Genomic DNA, 16658 nt, shown 5'->3' on the forward strand with positions numbered 1-16658 from the left:
GTGCTCCAAAAGATCCGTGGTGATAGGGCGGTGCGTACGGCGCGGTGCTTCGAGGTGATGTCTAAGCGAAGGCGACGTTGTAGATGCCTGCGGCGATCGCGCCGCCGATCAGCGGACCGACCACGGGGATCCAGGCGTAGGCCCAGTCGGAACCGCCCTTGTTGGGCAGCGGCAGCAGGGCGTGCACGATGCGCGGGCCCAGGTCACGGGCCGGGTTGATCGCGTACCCCGTCGGGCCGCCGAGGGAGAGACCGATCGAGACGACCACGAGCGCGGTGATCAGACCGCCGAGGACGCCGAGTCCGTTGCCCTTGTCGTTCAGGCCCTGCGTGAGGACCGCGAGGATCAGCACGACCGTGCCGATGATCTCCGTGGCGAGGTTCTGCGCCGCGTTGCGGATCTCCGGACCGGTGGAGAAGATGCCGAGGACCGGGCCGGCGCCCTTCTCCTGGGCCTCGACCGCCTTGGCCGCGGTGGCCTGCGCGCCCGGACCGCCGACGATCTCCTTGTCGGTCAGGTGGGCGTGGAACTGGCCGTAGTAGGCGACCCACACCAGGGTCGCGCCGATCATCGCGCCGAGCAGCTGGCCGGCGAAATAGGTCGGAACGTTGCTCCAGTCGTTGTTCTTGATCGCCAGGGCGACGGTGACGGCCGGGTTGAGGTGTGCACCGGAGAGCGGTCCGGAGATGTACACGGCCGTCAGGACGGCGAAGCCCCACCCGAAGGCGATGGCGAGCCAACCGGCGTTACGGGCCTTGGAGGCCTTCAGCGTGACGGCCGCGCAGACGCCGCCGCCGAGCAGGATGAGTATGGCGGTACCGATGGTCTCGCCGATGAAGATGTCGGAGCTGGACACCCGCGACTCCTTTGTCCTTCGTCCAGGGATAGCCGAACCCCGGGTCCCTCCGGTGGTTCTGGCGCCCTCGGGGGTGAGAGCGATTGCCGGCCCTTGGCGTTGCCACACTCTAGCGCGTATTGCCGGTAGGTGTTCGACAATGCCGACCGATGGACGGGAGTCTTGCTTCGGCGTTACGCATGCGTCAAGGGTTCTGTTATCGAAAACAGGATCGTTATTGATCGCTGCCGGTTATCACTCTTCGCGCGCTGACGTGGTCATTAGCCCCATATGCCGGTTTCAGGGTAGGGCGAGAACCGGAACGCCGCCCGGCGTTCCGGTGGTCCCCTGAGGCGTCCCCAGGCGTGCATACAAGGAGCGTCGAGCGCTCAGAACCGTCCCGCGCCCAGGTCCCTGGACACCGCGCGGGCGCAGTCGCGCACCGCCGCGATCAGCTCGGGACGCAGCTCCCCGTCCGGGCGCAGCCGTTCCACGGCCCCGGTGATGCCGACCGCTCCCACGGGCATACGGCGCCGGTCGTGGATGGGCGCGGCGACCGACGCCACGCCCTCCCAGGTCTCCTCGATGTCGGCCGCATACCCACGCGCGCGCGTGATGTCGAGAAGGTGCTCGAAGTCGTCGGCGTCGTACACCGTGCGGTCCGTGAAGGGCTTCCGGTCGGACTCCAGCGCCTCGCTGTGCGCCACCGGGTCGTAGGCCGCCAGCACCTTGCCGAGCGCGGTGGAGTGCAGCGGCTGCATGGCACCGATCTCCAGCACCTGCCGGCTGTCGTCCGGCCGGAAGACGTGGTGCACGATCAGTACGCCCTGTTGGTGCAGGACCCCCAGGTACACGCTCTCCCCGCTGGAACGGGCCAGGTCGTCGGTCCACACCAGGGCCCTGGCCCGCAGCTCGTGCACGTCCAGATAGGTGGTGCCCAGGCGCAGCAGCTCCGCGCCCAGCTGGTAGCGCCCGGAGGCGTCGTCCTGCTCCACGAAGCCCTCCTGCTGGAGGGTGCGCAGAATGCCGTGGGCGGTGCCCTTGGCGAGTCCCAGTGACGAGGCGATGTCCGACAGGCCGAGCCGCCGCTCGCCACCCGCGAGCAACCGCAGCATCGCGGCCGCCCGTTCGAGCGACTGGATGTTCCGTGCCATCGCCGTCCTGCCTCCGTCCCCTTCGACTGCCGCCGTGTATTCAACACCGTTCGGCAATGTCGAACACTACCGGTCCATACCGACCTCCCGCTAACGGTGGGTCGGCACTTGTTACATCACAGGTGACCTGCGCGTGGCGCACCCGCCACCGGCGTCCGCCTCGTGGACGCAGGTGCCCATCCAAGCCGACTCCCGGTTAGTCTGGCGCCGTGCGGCCTGCCCGCCTGCCCGGGGCACCGCATAGCCGACAGCCGTCGCACCTAGGGAGCCCCTTCATGGCCTCGTTGCCACCGTCCCCTTCCGCCGACAGCCGGACCCGTGTGTCCGCGCTCCGAGAGGCACTCGCCACCCGCGTGGTGGTCGCCGATGGAGCCATGGGCACCATGCTCCAGGCCCAGGAACCCACACTCGACGACTTCCAGCAGCTCGAGGGCTGCAACGAGATCCTCAACCTCACCCGCCCCGACATCGTCCGCTCCGTCCACGAGGCGTACTTCGCCGTGGGCGTCGACTGCGTCGAGACCAACACCTTCGGGGCCAACCACTCCGCCCTCGGCGAGTACGACATCGCCGAGCGCGTCCACGAGCTGTCCGAGGCCGGCGCCCGGGTGGCCCGCGAGGTCGCCGACGAGTTCACCGCCAAGGACGGCCGCCCCCGCTGGGTCCTCGGCTCCATGGGCCCCGGCACCAAGCTGCCCACCCTGGGCCACGCCCCCTACACCACCCTGCGCGACGCCTACCAGCGCAACGCCGAGGGTCTGGTCACCGGCGGCGCCGACGCGCTGCTCGTGGAGACCACCCAGGACCTCCTCCAGACCAAGGCGGCCGTCCTCGGCGCCCGCCGCGGCCTGGACGCCGTCGGCCTGGACCTGCCGGTGATCGTGTCGGTGACCGTCGAGACCACCGGCACCATGCTCCTCGGCTCCGAGATCGGCGCCGCGCTCACCGCGCTGGAGCCGCTCGGCATCGACATGATCGGCCTGAACTGCGCCACCGGCCCGGCCGAGATGAGCGAGCACCTGCGCTACCTCGCCCGCAACGCCCGCATCCCGCTGTCCTGCATGCCCAACGCGGGCCTGCCCGTCCTCGGCAAGGACGGCGCCCACTACCCGCTGACCGCGCCCGAGCTGGCCGACGCCCAGGAGACCTTCGTCCGCGAGTACGGCCTCTCCCTCGTCGGCGGCTGCTGCGGTACCACCCCCGAGCACCTGCGCCAGGTCGTCGAGCGCGTCCAGGGCCTCACCCCGCCCGCCCGCGACCCGCGCCCGGAGCCCGGCGCCGCCTCCCTGTACCAGTCGGTGCCGTTCCGCCAGGACACCTCCTACCTGGCCATCGGCGAGCGGACCAACGCCAACGGCTCCAAGAAGTTCCGCGAGGCCATGCTCCAGGGCCACTGGGACGACTGCGTGGAGATCGCCCGGGAGCAGATCCGCGAGGGCGCGCACATGCTCGACCTGTGCGTGGACTACGTCGGCCGCGACGGCGTCGCCGACATGGAGGAACTCGCCGGCCGCTTCGCCACCGCCTCCACCCTGCCGATCGTCCTGGACTCCACCGAGGTCGACGTCATCGAGGCGGGCCTGGAGAAGCTCGGCGGCCGCGCGGTGATCAACTCCGTGAACTACGAGGACGGCGACGGCCCGGACTCCCGCTTCGCCAAGGTCACCAAGCTGGCCCGGGAGCACGGCGCCGCCCTGATCGCGCTCACCATCGACGAGGAGGGCCAGGCCCGCACCCCCGAGAAGAAGGTCGAGATCGCCGAACGGCTGATCGACGACCTCAGCGGGAACTGGGGCATCCGTGAGGAGGACATCCTCATCGACACCCTGACCTTCACCATCTGCACCGGTCAGGAGGAGTCCCGCAAGGACGGCCTCGCCACCATCGAGGCGATCCGCGAGCTCAAGCGCCGCCACCCGGCCGTCCAGACCACCCTGGGCCTGTCGAACATCTCCTTCGGCCTGAACCCGGCCGCCCGCATCCTGCTGAACTCCGTCTTCCTGGACGAGTGTGTGAAGGCGGGCCTGGACTCGGCCATCGTGCACGCTTCCAAGATCCTGCCGATCGCCCGCTTCGACGAGGAGCAGGTCACCACGGCCCTGGACCTGATCTACGACCGTCGCAGCGAGGGCTACGACCCCCTGCAGAAGCTCATGCAGCTCTTCGAGGGCGCCACCGCCAAGTCCCTGAAGGCCGGCAAGGCCGAGGAACTGGCCGCGCTTCCGCTGGAGGAGCGCCTCAAGCGGCGCATCATCGACGGCGAACGCAACGGCCTGGAAGCCGACCTCGACGAGGCCCTGCAGGACCGCCCGGCGCTCGACATCGTCAACGAGACCCTGCTGGACGGCATGAAGGTGGTCGGCGACCTGTTCGGCTCCGGCCAGATGCAGCTGCCCTTCGTCCTGCAGTCCGCCGAGGTCATGAAGGCCGCCGTCGCCTACCTCGAACCGCACATGGAGAAGTCGGACGCCGAGGGCAAGGGCACCATCGTCCTCGCGACCGTGCGCGGCGACGTCCACGACATCGGCAAGAACCTCGTCGACATCATCCTGTCCAACAACGGCTACAACGTCGTCAACCTGGGCATCAAGCAGCCGGTCTCCGCGATCCTGGAGGCCGCCGAGGAGCACCGGGCCGACGTCATCGGCATGTCCGGGCTGCTGGTAAAGTCCACGGTGATCATGAAGGAGAACCTGGAGGAGCTGAACCAGCGCGGCCTCGCCGCCCGCTTCCCGGTCATCCTCGGCGGCGCCGCCCTCACCCGCGCCTATGTCGAGCAGGACCTGCACGAGATCTACGAGGGCGAGGTCCGCTACGCCCGCGACGCCTTCGAGGGCCTGCGCCTGATGGACGCCCTCATCGGCGTCAAGCGCGGCGTGCCGGGCGCCAAGCTGCCCGAGCTGCGCCAGCGCCGGGTGCGGGCCACGGCCTCCGTCGAGGTGGAGGAACGCCCCGAGGAGGGGCACGTCCGCTCCGACGTCGCCACCGACAACCCCGTGCCGACCCCGCCGTTCTGGGACACCCGGATCGTCAAGGGCATCCAGCTCAAGGAGTACGCGAGTTGGCTCGACGAGGGCGCGCTGTTCAAGGGCCAATGGGGCCTGAAGCAGGCCCGCACCGGCGAGGGACCGTCGTACGAGGAACTGGTGGAGAGCGAGGGCCGCCCGCGGCTGCGCGGCCTGCTGGACCGGCTGCAGACGGAGAACCTGCTGGAAGCGGCCGTCGTCTACGGCTACTTCCCCTGCGTGTCCAAGGACGACGACCTGATCATCCTGGACGAGCAGGGCAACGAACGCACCCGGTTCACCTTCCCGCGCCAGCGCCGCGGCCGCCGGCTGTGCCTCGCCGACTTCTTCCGTCCGGAGGAGTCCGGTGAGACCGACGTCGTCGGGCTCCAGGTCGTCACCGTCGGCTCCCGCATCGGCGAGGAGACGGCCAAGCTCTTCGAGGCCAACTCCTACCGCGACTACCTCGAACTGCACGGCCTGTCCGTCCAGTTGGCGGAGGCGCTCGCCGAGTACTGGCACGCCCGGGTCCGCGCGGAGCTCGGCTTCGCCGGTGAGGACCCGGCCGACATGGAGGACATGTTCGCCCTGAAGTACCGCGGCGCCCGCTTCTCCCTCGGCTACGGCGCCTGCCCCGACCTGGAGGACCGCGCCAAGATCGCGGACCTGCTCCGGCCGGAGCGGATCGGCGTCCACCTGTCCGAGGAGTTCCAGCTGCACCCCGAGCAGTCCACGGACGCGATCGTCATCCACCATCCGGAGGCGAAGTACTTCAACGCCCGCTGAGGTCGGCCGGGGCGCCTGCTCGCCGAGCCGGGTTCGGTTGTGCGCGAGCGCGGGTGCGCGGGGACTGGTCGCGCAGTTCCTCGCGCCCCATTGGGGCGCCTGACCGCGGGTACGCCTGAAGCCCCCTTTGGTCTGCTCAGGGGTGTTTCGAGGGGCAACCCCGGCCACGAGTGATAAACGAGGCGGTTCGGGCGCCGGAGACGTACACTGGTCGGTCCACCAGGCCGGTTCCCTGTCCGGGAACCGGCCTGATCGTCCCTCAAGGAGGTGCGCCCGGATGACCAGCACGGTCCCCGCGCTCGGAACCCTTACGGCCGAAGGCTCCGCCCTGCAGGCGGTGCTCCTCGACATGGACGGCACCCTGGTGGACACCGAGGGTTTCTGGTGGGACGTCGAGGTCGAGGTCTTCGCCACGCTCGGCCACACCCTGGACCCGTCCTGGCGGCACGTCGTGGTCGGCGGACCCATGACCCGCAGCGCCGGTTTCCTCATCGAGGCCACCGGCGCCGACATCACGCTCGCCGAACTCACCGAGCTGCTCAACGAGGGCTTCGAGGACCGCATCGACCGGGCCCTGCCGCTGATGCCGGGCGCCGCCCGCCTGCTCGCCGAACTCCACGAGCAGGCCATCCCCACCGCCCTGGTCTCCGCCTCCCACCGGCGCATCATCGACCGCGTGCTGAGCGTCCTCGGCACCCACCACTTCGCCCTGTCCGTCGCCGGCGACGAGGTCTCGCGCACCAAACCCTTCCCCGACCCCTACCTGCTCGCCGCGGCGGGGCTCGACGCCCGGCCGGACAGATGCGCGGTGGTCGAGGACACGGCGACGGGTGTCGCCGCCGCCGAGGCCGCGGGCTGCCGCGTCGTCGCCGTACCCTCCGTCGCCCCCATCAGCCCGGCCGCAAGACGCACCGTGGTGACCTCTCTGGAAGAGGTCGACCTGGCATTTCTGCGCGGGCTGATGACGGAAATGCCCTAGCCGTTCACCCAGCGTGAAAAAGTCCATTGGCCCGGTTGGACAAATTTCCGGGGAAGTACACCCGAGTGGAATTCACGGCCGACCGCCCGGCCGAATTCCACTGACTCCCCACACAGTTGGGAGTGTGACGTTCCCCACCCTGGCGGCTCTCGACAACCCGGGTCAAGTGTGCTGAACGGCCCTGTTCGGCCCGCCGTGACGAGTCTTTGTGTCCCGATTGATGGGATGCTGCACTAATCCTGCCGCTGTCGGGTTTTCGGTGTGTCCGCACCTGGTTTCACTGCGTGATGGGGGGTCAACTCACGGGGCCGTGAACCCTCCTGCGGGCGCGGACTAATCTCATCGCGACAACATCGCCGCAACCCCCCGTGATCCGCCGCACCACCCATGCATGCCGGATACACGGACCCGAACAGCTCTGGAGAAACTCCCGCATGAACCGCAAGACTTTGGTGCTGCCGGCGGTGGCCGGCCTGCTCACCCCGGTTCTCGCCGCGTGCGGCGGAGCCGACAGCGGGAGCAAGAGCGGTGACGCCATCGTCGTCGGCACCACGGACCGGTTCACCACCACCAGCGACGCCCCGGCGCCCCTCGACCCCGCCTACGCCTACGACGTCGGCACCTGGAACATCCTGCGCCAGACCGTGCAGACCCTGATGGCCCAGCCCAAGGGCGAGGGCGAACCCGTCCCGGACGCCGCCGAGAGCTGCTCGTTCACCGACAGCGGCAGCGAGCGCTACGCCTGCAAGCTCCGCGACGGCCTGAAGTTCGCCGACGGCGACCAGGTGACCGCCCAGGACGTCAAGTACTCCATCGAGCGAGCCCTGCGCATCAAGGCCAGCAGCGGTGTCTCCTCCCTGCTGAACACCATCGACACCATCGAGACGCAGGGCGACCGCGAGGTCATCTTCCACCTCAAGACCGCGGACGCCACCTTCCCGTACAAGCTGTCCACTCCGGTCGCGGGCATCATCAACCCGAAGGACTACGAGAAGGACAAGCTCCGCGACGGCTTCGAGGTCGACGGCTCCGGCCCCTACAGCTTCCACGCCGACGTCAGCGGCAACGCGATCACCACCGCCACCTTCACCAAGAGCCCCAACTACAAGGGCTTCGTGAAGGTGAACAACGACAAGGTCGAACTGCGCTCCTTCGCCGACGCCGACGCCATGGGCGCCGCCATCGACAAGGGTGACATCGACGTCATGACCCGCACCATGTCGCCCGCCCAGATCCAGAAGCTGGACGCCGGCGGCGACGACAAGGCCGACCTGGTCGACATGCCGGGCCTGGAGATCCGCTACCTCGCCTTCAACACCAACGCGCCCAGCGTGAAGTCCAAGGCCGTACGCCAGGCCATGGCCCAGCTCATCAACCGCGCGGAAGTCGTCTCCAAGGTCTACGGCACCCAGGCCGAGCCGCTGTACTCGCTCGTGCCCGCCACCGTCACCGGCCACTCCAACTCGTTCTTCAACAAGTACGGCAACCCCAGCGCCGCCAAGGCGAAGGCCCTGCTGACCAAGGCCGGCATCACCACCCCGGTCAAGCTGACCCTGCACTACACGACCGACCACTACGGCTCCGCCACCAAGAAGGAGTTCGAGGTCCTGCAGAAGCAGCTCAACGACAGCGGCCTGTTCGACGCCTCCATCCAGGGCCACCCCTGGGACACCTTCCGGCCCGCCGAGCAGAAGGGGCAGTACGACGTCTACGGCATGGGCTGGTTCCCCGACTTCCCGGACGCCGACAACTTCCTCGCGCCCTTCCTCGACAAGGACAACTTCCTCGGCTCCCCGTACTCCAACAGCACCATCCAGCGCACCCTGATCCCGGAGTCCCGCCGCGAGGCCGACCGGCTCAACGCCGCCAAGAGCCTGACGGAGATCCAGGACATCGTCGCCGAGGACGTCCCGGTCCTGCCGCTGTGGCAGGGCAAGCAGTACGTCGCCGCACGGGACGACATCACGGGCGTCGCCTACGCCCTCAACTCCTCCTCGACGCTTCAGCTGTGGGAGCTCGGCCGCGGTGTGAGCGGCTGACGGCTCTCTCGTCCGGGGCCAGGGACGGCTGCCCCGGACAACCCGAGGCCAGGACGGTGGCCCCGGGGGACGAACCGACGACAAGGCACATTTCAAGTGAACATGCGCAACCAGTGGCCGGTCCTGCCCATCGTGGCGGGGCTGGCCTCCGGCCTGTTGACCGGCTGCGGCTCGGGGTCCGGTGATTCCGGGGGTACCGGCTCCTCCGTGGTGATGGGGATGTCCGACGACGTCCTCGCCACGGACCCGGCCTCCGGCTACGACCCCGGCTCCTGGCTGTTGTTCGACAACGTCTTCCAGACGCTGCTCAGCTTCCCCAAGGGCGGCAGCGAACCCCAGCCCGAACTGGCCAGGCAATGCACCTTCACCGACTCCCGGGCCACGGTCTACCAGTGCACGCTCAAGGACGACCTGAAGTTCAGCAACGGTGACCCGCTCACCTCGAAGGACGTCAAGTTCTCCTTCGACCGCATGCTGAAGATCAACGACCCCTCGGGGCCCGCGATCATGTTCCCGATGCTCGGCAGCGTCGACACCCCGGACGCCAAGACGGTCGTCTTCCACCTGAAGTCCTCCGACGCGACCTTCCCCAGCAAGATCGCCTCCGGTGCCGGCTCCATCGTCGACCACCGCCAGTACGACGCGCACGGCCTGCGCACCGACCACAAGGCCATCGGATCCGGCCCCTACAAGCTGGACTCCTTCGACAAGGACCAGGCGGTCTTCTCCGTCAACGGCAACTACCAGGGCACCGCCAAGGTCAAGAACTCCGGCGTCACCATGAAGTTCTTCCACGGCGACCGGGCCGCCCTGAAGAAGGCGCTCCTCGACGGCAATGTCGACATCGCCTACCGAGGTCTGTCCGCCTCCGACATCGCCGGCCTCGACGGGCAGGACGGCAAGGGCGTCGACGTCATCGAGGGCAGCAGCGCCGAAGTCCAGCACCTGGTCTTCAACATGAACGACCCGGTCGCCGGAAAACTCGGCGTCCGCAAGGCCATGGCCTACCTCGTCGACCGCGACGCCCTCATCAAGAACGTCTACGAGGGCACCGCCACCCCGCTGTACTCGATCATCCCGGCCGGCATCGTCGGCCACAACACGGCCTTCTTCGACACCTACGGCGCCCGCCCCTCCCAGGCCAAGGCCGCCTCCGCACTGCGCGCCGACGGCATCACCGGCAAGGTCAAGCTCACCCTGTGGTCCACGCCCTCGCGTTACGGCCCCGCCACCGACGAGGAGCTGAAGGCCATCGCCGGACAGCTCAACGCCAGCGGCCTGTTCGACGCCGACGTCAAGTCGGTCGCCTTCGACCAGTACGAGAAGGACATCGCGGCCGGCAAGTACGGCGTCTACGTCAAGGGCTGGGTCCCCGACTACCCGGACGCCGACAACTTCACCGCCCCCTTCTTCGGCAAGGGCAACGTGCTGGACAACAACTACAGCAACCGCACCATCACCGGCACCCTCATCCCCGACACCGCCGCGCAGAGCGACCGGGCCGCCACCGACAAGGACTTCGGCCGGCTGCAGAACATCGTCGCCACCGAACTGCCCGTCCTGCCCGTCTGGCAGGCCAAGCAGTACGCGGTCGCCCGCGACGGCGTCTACGGCCTGGAGTACTGCCTCGACGCCTCCACGGTGTTCCGGTTCTGGGAACTCAGCAAGAGCTGACGCCAGTTGACGCAGTCGGCTGCTGACGCAGTCGACACCAAGGGCGCCCTTCTCCGCACGGGAGGGGCGCCCTTCGGCGTCGTACCGACGTGACCGCTCACTGCGCGCCGGGACGCACCAGACCGCTCTCGTACGCGTACACCGCCGCCTGCACCCGGTCCCTGAGACCCAGCTTGGTCAGCACATGCCCGACATGCGTCTTGACGGTGGTCTCACTGACGAACAGGTCAGCGGCGATCTCCGCGTTGGACAGACCACGCGCCACCAGCTTCAGCACCTCCACCTCACGGTCGGTGAGGGTGTTCAGCGTGTCCGGCACCGGCTCCTCGCCGGAGGGCAGATGCGTGGCGTACTTGTCCAGCAGCCGGCGCGTGATGCTCGGCGCCAGCATCGCCTCACCCGCCGCCACCACACGGATCGCCTGCACCAACTCGTTGGCGGGCGCGTCCTTCAGCAGAAAACCGCTCGCCCCGGCCCGCAGCGCCTCCACCACGTACTCGTCCAGATCGAACGTGGTCAGCACCAGCACCTTCGCCGGACCGGACCGGTCGGGCCCGGTGATCTGCCGGGTCGCCTCCACCCCGTCCATCCGCGGCATGCGGATGTCCATCAGCACCACGTCCGGCTGCAGGGCCCGCACCTGATCGAGGGCCTGCAGGCCGTCGCCGGCCTCGCCCACGACCGCGATGTCCTGCTCGGCCTCCAGGATCATCCGGAAACCCGTACGCAGCAGGGGCTGGTCGTCGACCAGTAGGACACGGATGGCCACGTGACACTCCTTCGCTAGTCCGGGCCCATTCTGCCCTGCGACACGGTCCCGGATTCGCGCGCCCTCACCGGGAGCGGATACGGCGGGGGAGTGCCGCCGAACTCCGGGCAGTGCGCCTGGTGATCGCACCAGCCGCACAGCTTCGTCGGACGCGGCCGCCACTCACCGGTCTCCGTGGCCTGCCGGATGGCGTCCCACAGCGCGTGCAGCTTGCGCTCCACCCGCTCCAGATCGGCGAGCACCGGGTCGTACGTCAGCACGTCGCCGCTACCGAGATAGACCAGCTGCAGCCGGCGCGGCACGACCCCCTTCAACCGCCACACCACCAGCGCGTAGAACTTCATCTGGAACAGCGCGCCCTCGGAGTACTCCGGCCGCGGCGCCTTCCCCGTCTTGTAGTCGACGATCCGCACCTCACCGGTCGGCGCCACATCCACCCGGTCGATGATCCCGCGCAGCCGCAGCCCCGACTCCAGCTCGGCCTCCACGAACAGCTCCCGCTCGGCCGGCTCCAACCGCGTCGGATCCTCCAGCGTGAACCAGCGCTCGACCAGCCGCTCGGCCTCCTGAAGCCACCCGGTCATCCGCTCGCCGTCCGGGTCGTCCGCGAACAGCTCCATGAGCTCCGGCCTGCTCTCCCGCAGCCGGTCCCACTGGCCCGGGATCAGGGCCTTCGCCCGGGGCGCGGTCCGCTCCGCCGCGGGCGCGTCGAACAGCCGCTCCAGCACCGCGTGCACCAGCGTGCCCCGGGTCGCCGCCGCGCTCGGCTTCTCCGGCAGCCGGTCGATCACCCGGAACCGGTACAGCAGCGGGCACTGCATGAAATCGCCGGCCCGGGACGGGGACAGCGAGGTGGGCGGGATGGCGACGCGCTCGGCACCGGCCTCCGGCAGAGCCGGCACGGCCGAGTCCGGCTCGGCGGCCTCCACGGCTGTCGAGGGCCCCGGCACCGAAGCCGCCGTGGGCGTCGGTCGCGGCGCCTCGGCCGGATCCGTCTGCTCGGCGCTGCCCGACAGGGCTCCCGCGTCCTCGATGCTGCTGTCCATGTCCACAGACCTTACGGCCCACCACTGACAGTGACCCAGCCGCCGCCGCATCCGGCCCGCGCGACCGCTGGGCAAACTCAAAGGGTGCCGGGGCGAAACGCGTCACCAAGGCCGCATACCATCGACCAGAGACCCTTCCGTCCGGCAGGTACGGAAGGACGCTTCGAACGAGGGGACACCGTGGACGTGAGCGGCGGGAGCGGGCAGCCGCGGTCCGGCAACGACAAGCCGGCCGAGCACCCCGCAGGTCCAACGGCCCCGACGACCGACCGCACCGACCCCGCGGCCCCGGAGCCTCAGCCCACCGCGGACCACAGCCGGGCCGGGACCGACAACCAGGGACACGCCGCCGACCGCCCGGCCGACCCACGACCTGCCCAGACCGACGCGGACACCACCGCGAACCCAGAGGGTACGGACAGCATCGCCGCCGGCTCGGACACCGCTGCTCCTCCGGAGGGCACGGACCGCACCGGCGCCGCCGGCGGCTCGGGGGCCACTGTGCCTCCGGGGGGCACGCCCGACACCGGCGGCGGCTGGGACGCCGAGGGCGCCGACGGTGGCCCGGCTGACGCCAGTGGCGCGACGGGTGACACCGGCGGGACCGGCGCCAGCGGCCCGGACGGCACCAGCGGCTGGGACGCGACCGGCGCCGAGGGCCGCACCGATGCGACCGGCCCCGGTGATGGCGCGGGCGCCGAGGGACCCACCCGCGGCTCCGAGGCCACCGGCACCGGCGCCACGACCGGCGCAACCGGCGGCTCGGAGACCCCGTCCCGCGAAACGACCATCCCGCCCCTCACCCCCGGCGGACCCGAAAACGCCCCCGCCCCCGGCACTGGCACCCGGCGCGGATCGCACCCCGATCAGCACCGGACCCTCGCCCACTCCGGAATCGCCAAGGGTGAGCCGCCCCAGCCACGGCCCAAGGAGCCCGGTGGCGGCATCCTCATGGGCCGTCCCTTCGGCGTGCCGGTGTACGTCGCACCGAGCTGGTTCCTCGTCGCCGCACTCATCACCTGGGTCTTCGGCGGCCAGCTCGACCGCGTGCTGCCCGAGCTCGGCGCCGCCCGCTACCTGGTCTCACTCTTCTTCGCCGTCGCCTTCTACGCCTCCGTACTGGTCCACGAGCTGGCCCACACGGTCGCCGCGATCCGCTTCAAGCTCCCGGTCCGCCGCATCCAGCTGCAGTTCTTCGGCGGCGTCTCCGAGATCGAGAAGGAGGCCGAGACCCCGGGCCGGGAATTCGTCCTGGCCTTCGTCGGCCCGCTGCTCTCCCTCGTCCTCGCCGGACTGTTCTACCTCGCCATGAAACCCGTCGAGCCCGGCACCGTACCCGGCGTCCTGCTCGCCGGCCTGATGATCTCCAACCTCATCGTGGCGATCTTCAACCTCCTCCCCGGCCTGCCCCTCGACGGCGGCCGCATGCTCCGCGCCGTCGTCTGGGCCGTCACCGGCAAACCCATGAGCGGCACCGTCGCCGCCGCCTGGGTCGGCCGCGCCCTCGCCGTCGCCGTCCTCATCGGCCTGCCGCTGCTCAACCAGTCCGGCGCCCTCGGCGGCGGCAGCGAGGACGCGGGCGGCATGGACACCGTCACCGACGCCCTGCTCGCCGCCATCCTCGCCGCGATCATCTGGACCGGCGCCGGAAACAGCCTGCGCATGGCCCGCCTGCGCGAACACCTTCCCGAACTGCGCGCCCGCACCCTCACCCGGCGGGCCGTCCCCGTCCAGACCGACACCCCGCTGTCGGAGGCCCTGCGCCGCGCCAACGCCGCCGGCGCCCGCGCCCTGGTCGTCGTCGACGCCCACGGCAACCCCCTCTCCCTGGTCCGCGAGTCCGCCATCGTCGGCGTACCCGAACACCGCCGCCCCTGGGTCGCCGTCAGCGGCCTCGCCCAGGAGCTCACCGACGGCATGCGCGTCTCCGCCGAACTCGCCGGAGAAGAACTCCTGGACGTCCTGCGCGCCACCCCCGCCACCGAATACCTCGTCGTCGAGGAAACCGGCGAGATCTACGGCGTCCTGTCGGCAGCAGACGTGGAGCGGGCCTTCGTCAAGGCAATGGCACGGCCCGCCTGACAGCGCCCTCCACCAAAGCGCCCCCATAGGGGGCGCGGGGATGTGTCGATGTGCGGCTGCCGCCGCGTGGGCGCGACCCGCCACAGACCACCGCCCAGTCCGCACGCGCCCCACCCCCCACCCCCTCCATCGGCCAAGCCCCCGGCAGGGACCCGGTACGCTGGTCACATGTCCGAACCGACCGGTGCCGCCCGCAGACGCGGGCCCTTCAAGGTCGGGGACCAGGTACAGCTGACCGACCCCAAGGGTCGCCACTACACGTTCACGCTCGAAGCCGGGAAGAACTTCCACACCCACAAGGGTTCCTTCCCGCACGACGAACTGATCGGCGCTCCCGAGGGCAGCGTTGTCCGCACCACCGGCAACGTCGCCTACCTCGCGCTGCGCCCCCTGCTCCCCGACTACGTCCTGTCCATGCCCCGCGGGGCAGCCGTCGTCTACCCCAAGGACGCGGGGCACATCCTCGCCTTCGCCGACATCTTCCCCGGCGCACGCGTCGTCGAGGCCGGCGTCGGCTCCGGCTCGCTCAGCAGCTTCCTGCTGCGCGCCATCGGCGACCAGGGCATGCTGCACTCCTACGAGCGCCGCGAGGACTTCGCCGAGATCGCCAAGCAGAACGTGGAACGCTACTTCGGCGGCCCCCACCCCGCCTGGCAGCTCACCGTCGGCGACCTCCAGGACAACCTGTCCGACACCGACGTCGACCGCGTCATCCTCGACATGCTCGCCCCCTGGGAATGCCTGGAGGCCGTCTCCAAGGCACTCGTCCCCGGCGGCATCCTCTGCTGCTACGTGGCCACCACCACCCAGCTCGCCCGGACCGTGGAGTCCATCCGGGAGATCGGCTGCTTCAACGAGCCGACCGCCTGGGAGACCATGATCCGCAACTGGCACATCGAGGGCCTGGCCGTACGCCCCGACCACCGCATGATCGGCCACACCGGCTTCCTGCTCACCGCCCGCCGCCTCGCCGACGGCGTCGAGCCGCCCATGCGCCGCCGCCGCCCCGCCAAGGGTGCCTACGGCGAGGACTACGCCGGCCCCAACGCCGACGGCGGCACCGGCCGCTGACCCACCCCGCACACAGCACAACGCAACGGCGCCGTGCGGGAGTTCCCGCCCACCTACGGGAACTCCGGCACGGCGCCCGTCCGTTGACAGGGCACCAGGATTCCCCAGCCCCGCGTCTCGTACGCCCGTCACGCGCGCGGGCCCCCGCCTGCGGGAATCCCCGACCCCGCCGTTCCCCCGCACTGTGACGTGTGGCACCATGCTGGCCACCCCCACCGGCACAGCCCTCACAGGAGACACTCCTAGTGCAGCAATCCGCCGTTCCGGAGCTCGCCCACACGCAGACCCGGCCCATCCACTGGGTCGCCACCGCCACGGCCGTCGCCGGCGTCGTCGCCCTCTCCTCCGTCGTACAGCCCGGATCGGCCACGGCCGCCCAGGCCGCGGGCGGCACACACAACAAGTCCGCCCCCGCGGCCATCGCACCGCCCGGCACCACCGGCGTGGACTTCCCCCTGCAGTGCGGACCCGTCAAAGCCGTGGTCGCCAAGAAAGCCGCCGGAGACCTGGACGGCGACGGCAGACCCGAAACCGTCGCGGTGGTGCACTGCGACTCCGCCATGGGCACACCGCCCGACGGCGTCTACGTCCTCACCCGCTCCACCGACAGCGACCAACCACGCGTGGTCGCCACCCTCGTCGACCCCAAGGACCGGCTCACCGTCACCGACTTCTCGATCCACGCGGGCACCGTCGGCGCCACCCTGCTCGGCTACTCCTCCGACGCCGTCCCCAACTGCTGCCCCGACCTGAAAACCCCGACCAAGTGGCACTGGAACGGCACCTCGTTCATCCGCTCCACCCCCGCCGACGCCCACAGCGTCTGACCCGGGGCCCGGCCCGGACTCACTCCGCGTCGGGCCCGTACACCTCGACCCTGTCCGAAACCCGGCGCACATGAATGCACTCGCCGGGACACTCCCGCGCCGAATCCACCACATCCGCCAGCAGCGGCAACGGCACCGGCGCCGCCGCACCCACCGCCTGCAGCAGTTCCTCGTCCGCGCCCTTCACATAGGCCAGCCCGTCGATGTCCAGCTCGAACACCTCAGGGGCGTACTGGGCGCAGATCCCGTCACCGGTACACAGATCCTGGTCGATCCAGACCTCCAGCGCCTCCCCGCCCGGGGCCTCCTGCTGCACGGTCACCTCTCCTGCCGTCGGTACGCCGGGCGGAGCCGGCACCACCAGGGCCAGCCGGGTCCGCACCAGCGGCTG

12 protein-coding genes are annotated in these 16658 nt (G+C 70.1%); 7 read left to right on the top strand and 5 right to left on the bottom strand.

The window, feature by feature from the left end; genetic code table 11:
* Window positions 1-61: 61 nt before the first annotated feature.
* Together AB0M27_RS02740 and AB0M27_RS02745 are read right to left on the bottom strand one after the other, a co-directional pair.
* A complete protein-coding gene (locus AB0M27_RS02740; RefSeq protein ID WP_356311343.1) occupies window positions 62-856 on the bottom strand; it encodes an MIP/aquaporin family protein in 795 nt (264 codons plus the stop codon).
* Window positions 857-1224: 368 nt separating this feature from the next.
* Entirely contained in the window at window positions 1225-1989 is a 765-nt protein-coding gene (locus AB0M27_RS02745) for an IclR family transcriptional regulator (RefSeq protein ID WP_365717188.1), read from the bottom strand.
* A gap of 275 nt (window positions 1990-2264) precedes the next feature.
* On the opposite strand from AB0M27_RS02745, the gene metH reads away from it, so the two are divergent.
* The 4 genes from metH (at window position 2265) to AB0M27_RS02765 (ending at window position 10472) form a co-directional block, all read left to right on the top strand.
* Complete coding sequence (gene metH, locus AB0M27_RS02750; RefSeq protein WP_365717190.1) at window positions 2265-5780, top strand: methionine synthase; 3516 nt, start codon at window positions 2265-2267, stop codon at window positions 5778-5780.
* A 277-nt stretch (window positions 5781-6057) separates the two neighbouring features.
* Window positions 6058-6759, top strand: coding sequence for an HAD family phosphatase (locus AB0M27_RS02755; RefSeq protein WP_365717192.1), 702 nt, complete (start codon window positions 6058-6060; stop codon window positions 6757-6759).
* 434 nt (window positions 6760-7193) lie between these two features.
* Window positions 7194-8798, top strand: coding sequence for an ABC transporter substrate-binding protein (locus AB0M27_RS02760; RefSeq protein WP_365717194.1), 1605 nt, complete (start codon window positions 7194-7196; stop codon window positions 8796-8798).
* Between the two features lie 96 nt (window positions 8799-8894).
* Window positions 8895-10472 (top strand): ABC transporter substrate-binding protein, encoded by a 1578-nt coding sequence (locus AB0M27_RS02765; RefSeq protein WP_365717196.1) that lies wholly within the window; start codon window positions 8895-8897, stop codon window positions 10470-10472.
* A gap of 97 nt (window positions 10473-10569) precedes the next feature.
* Here AB0M27_RS02765 and AB0M27_RS02770 read toward each other — a convergent pair whose 3' ends face one another.
* Together AB0M27_RS02770 and AB0M27_RS02775 are read right to left on the bottom strand one after the other, a co-directional pair.
* Window positions 10570-11241 (bottom strand): response regulator transcription factor, encoded by a 672-nt coding sequence (locus tag AB0M27_RS02770; protein ID WP_228618649.1) that lies wholly within the window; start codon window positions 11239-11241, stop codon window positions 10570-10572.
* A 14-nt stretch (window positions 11242-11255) separates the two neighbouring features.
* Window positions 11256-12287 (bottom strand): RecB family exonuclease, encoded by a 1032-nt coding sequence (locus AB0M27_RS02775; protein ID WP_365717198.1) that lies wholly within the window; start codon window positions 12285-12287, stop codon window positions 11256-11258.
* A 180-nt stretch (window positions 12288-12467) separates the two neighbouring features.
* Here AB0M27_RS02775 and AB0M27_RS02780 point away from each other — a divergent pair, with 180 nt between their 5' ends.
* From AB0M27_RS02780 to AB0M27_RS02790, 3 genes are all read left to right on the top strand, one after another.
* A complete protein-coding gene (locus AB0M27_RS02780) occupies window positions 12468-14369 on the top strand; it encodes a site-2 protease family protein (protein ID WP_365717200.1) in 1902 nt (633 codons plus the stop codon).
* A gap of 168 nt (window positions 14370-14537) precedes the next feature.
* A complete protein-coding gene (locus tag AB0M27_RS02785) occupies window positions 14538-15440 on the top strand; it encodes a tRNA (adenine-N1)-methyltransferase (protein ID WP_365717202.1) in 903 nt (300 codons plus the stop codon).
* A 245-nt stretch (window positions 15441-15685) separates the two neighbouring features.
* Window positions 15686-16267: a hypothetical protein gene (locus tag AB0M27_RS02790; RefSeq protein WP_365717203.1), complete on the top strand. Its 582-nt coding sequence runs from the start codon at window positions 15686-15688 to the stop codon at window positions 16265-16267.
* 19 nt (window positions 16268-16286) lie between these two features.
* On the opposite strand, the gene AB0M27_RS02795 is transcribed toward AB0M27_RS02790, so the two are convergent.
* Window positions 16287-16589 (bottom strand): ferredoxin, encoded by a 303-nt coding sequence (locus tag AB0M27_RS02795; protein WP_356311329.1) that lies wholly within the window; start codon window positions 16587-16589, stop codon window positions 16287-16289.
* Between the last annotated feature and the right edge of the window lie 69 nt (window positions 16590-16658).

Origin of the sequence: Streptomyces sp. NPDC052107 (assembly GCF_040680215.1) — a bacterium.
In the GTDB taxonomy this organism is placed as follows: Bacteria; Actinomycetota; Actinomycetes; order Streptomycetales; family Streptomycetaceae; genus Streptomyces.

What these genes read in the sequence shown, in the direction of transcription:
- AB0M27_RS02745 (WP_365717188.1), bottom strand. Translation starts at nt 1,989, where the DNA reads ATGGCACGGAACATCCAGTCGCTCGAACGGGCGGCCGCGATGCTGCGG.
- metH (WP_365717190.1), top strand. Translation starts at nt 2,265, where the DNA reads ATGGCCTCGTTGCCACCGTCCCCTTCCGCCGACAGCCGGACCCGTGTG.
- AB0M27_RS02755 (WP_365717192.1), top strand. Translation starts at nt 6,058, where the DNA reads ATGACCAGCACGGTCCCCGCGCTCGGAACCCTTACGGCCGAAGGCTCC.
- AB0M27_RS02760 (WP_365717194.1), top strand. Translation starts at nt 7,194, where the DNA reads ATGAACCGCAAGACTTTGGTGCTGCCGGCGGTGGCCGGCCTGCTCACC.
- AB0M27_RS02775 (WP_365717198.1), bottom strand. Translation starts at nt 12,287, where the DNA reads ATGGACAGCAGCATCGAGGACGCGGGAGCCCTGTCGGGCAGCGCCGAG.
- AB0M27_RS02785 (WP_365717202.1), top strand. Translation starts at nt 14,538, where the DNA reads ATGTCCGAACCGACCGGTGCCGCCCGCAGACGCGGGCCCTTCAAGGTC.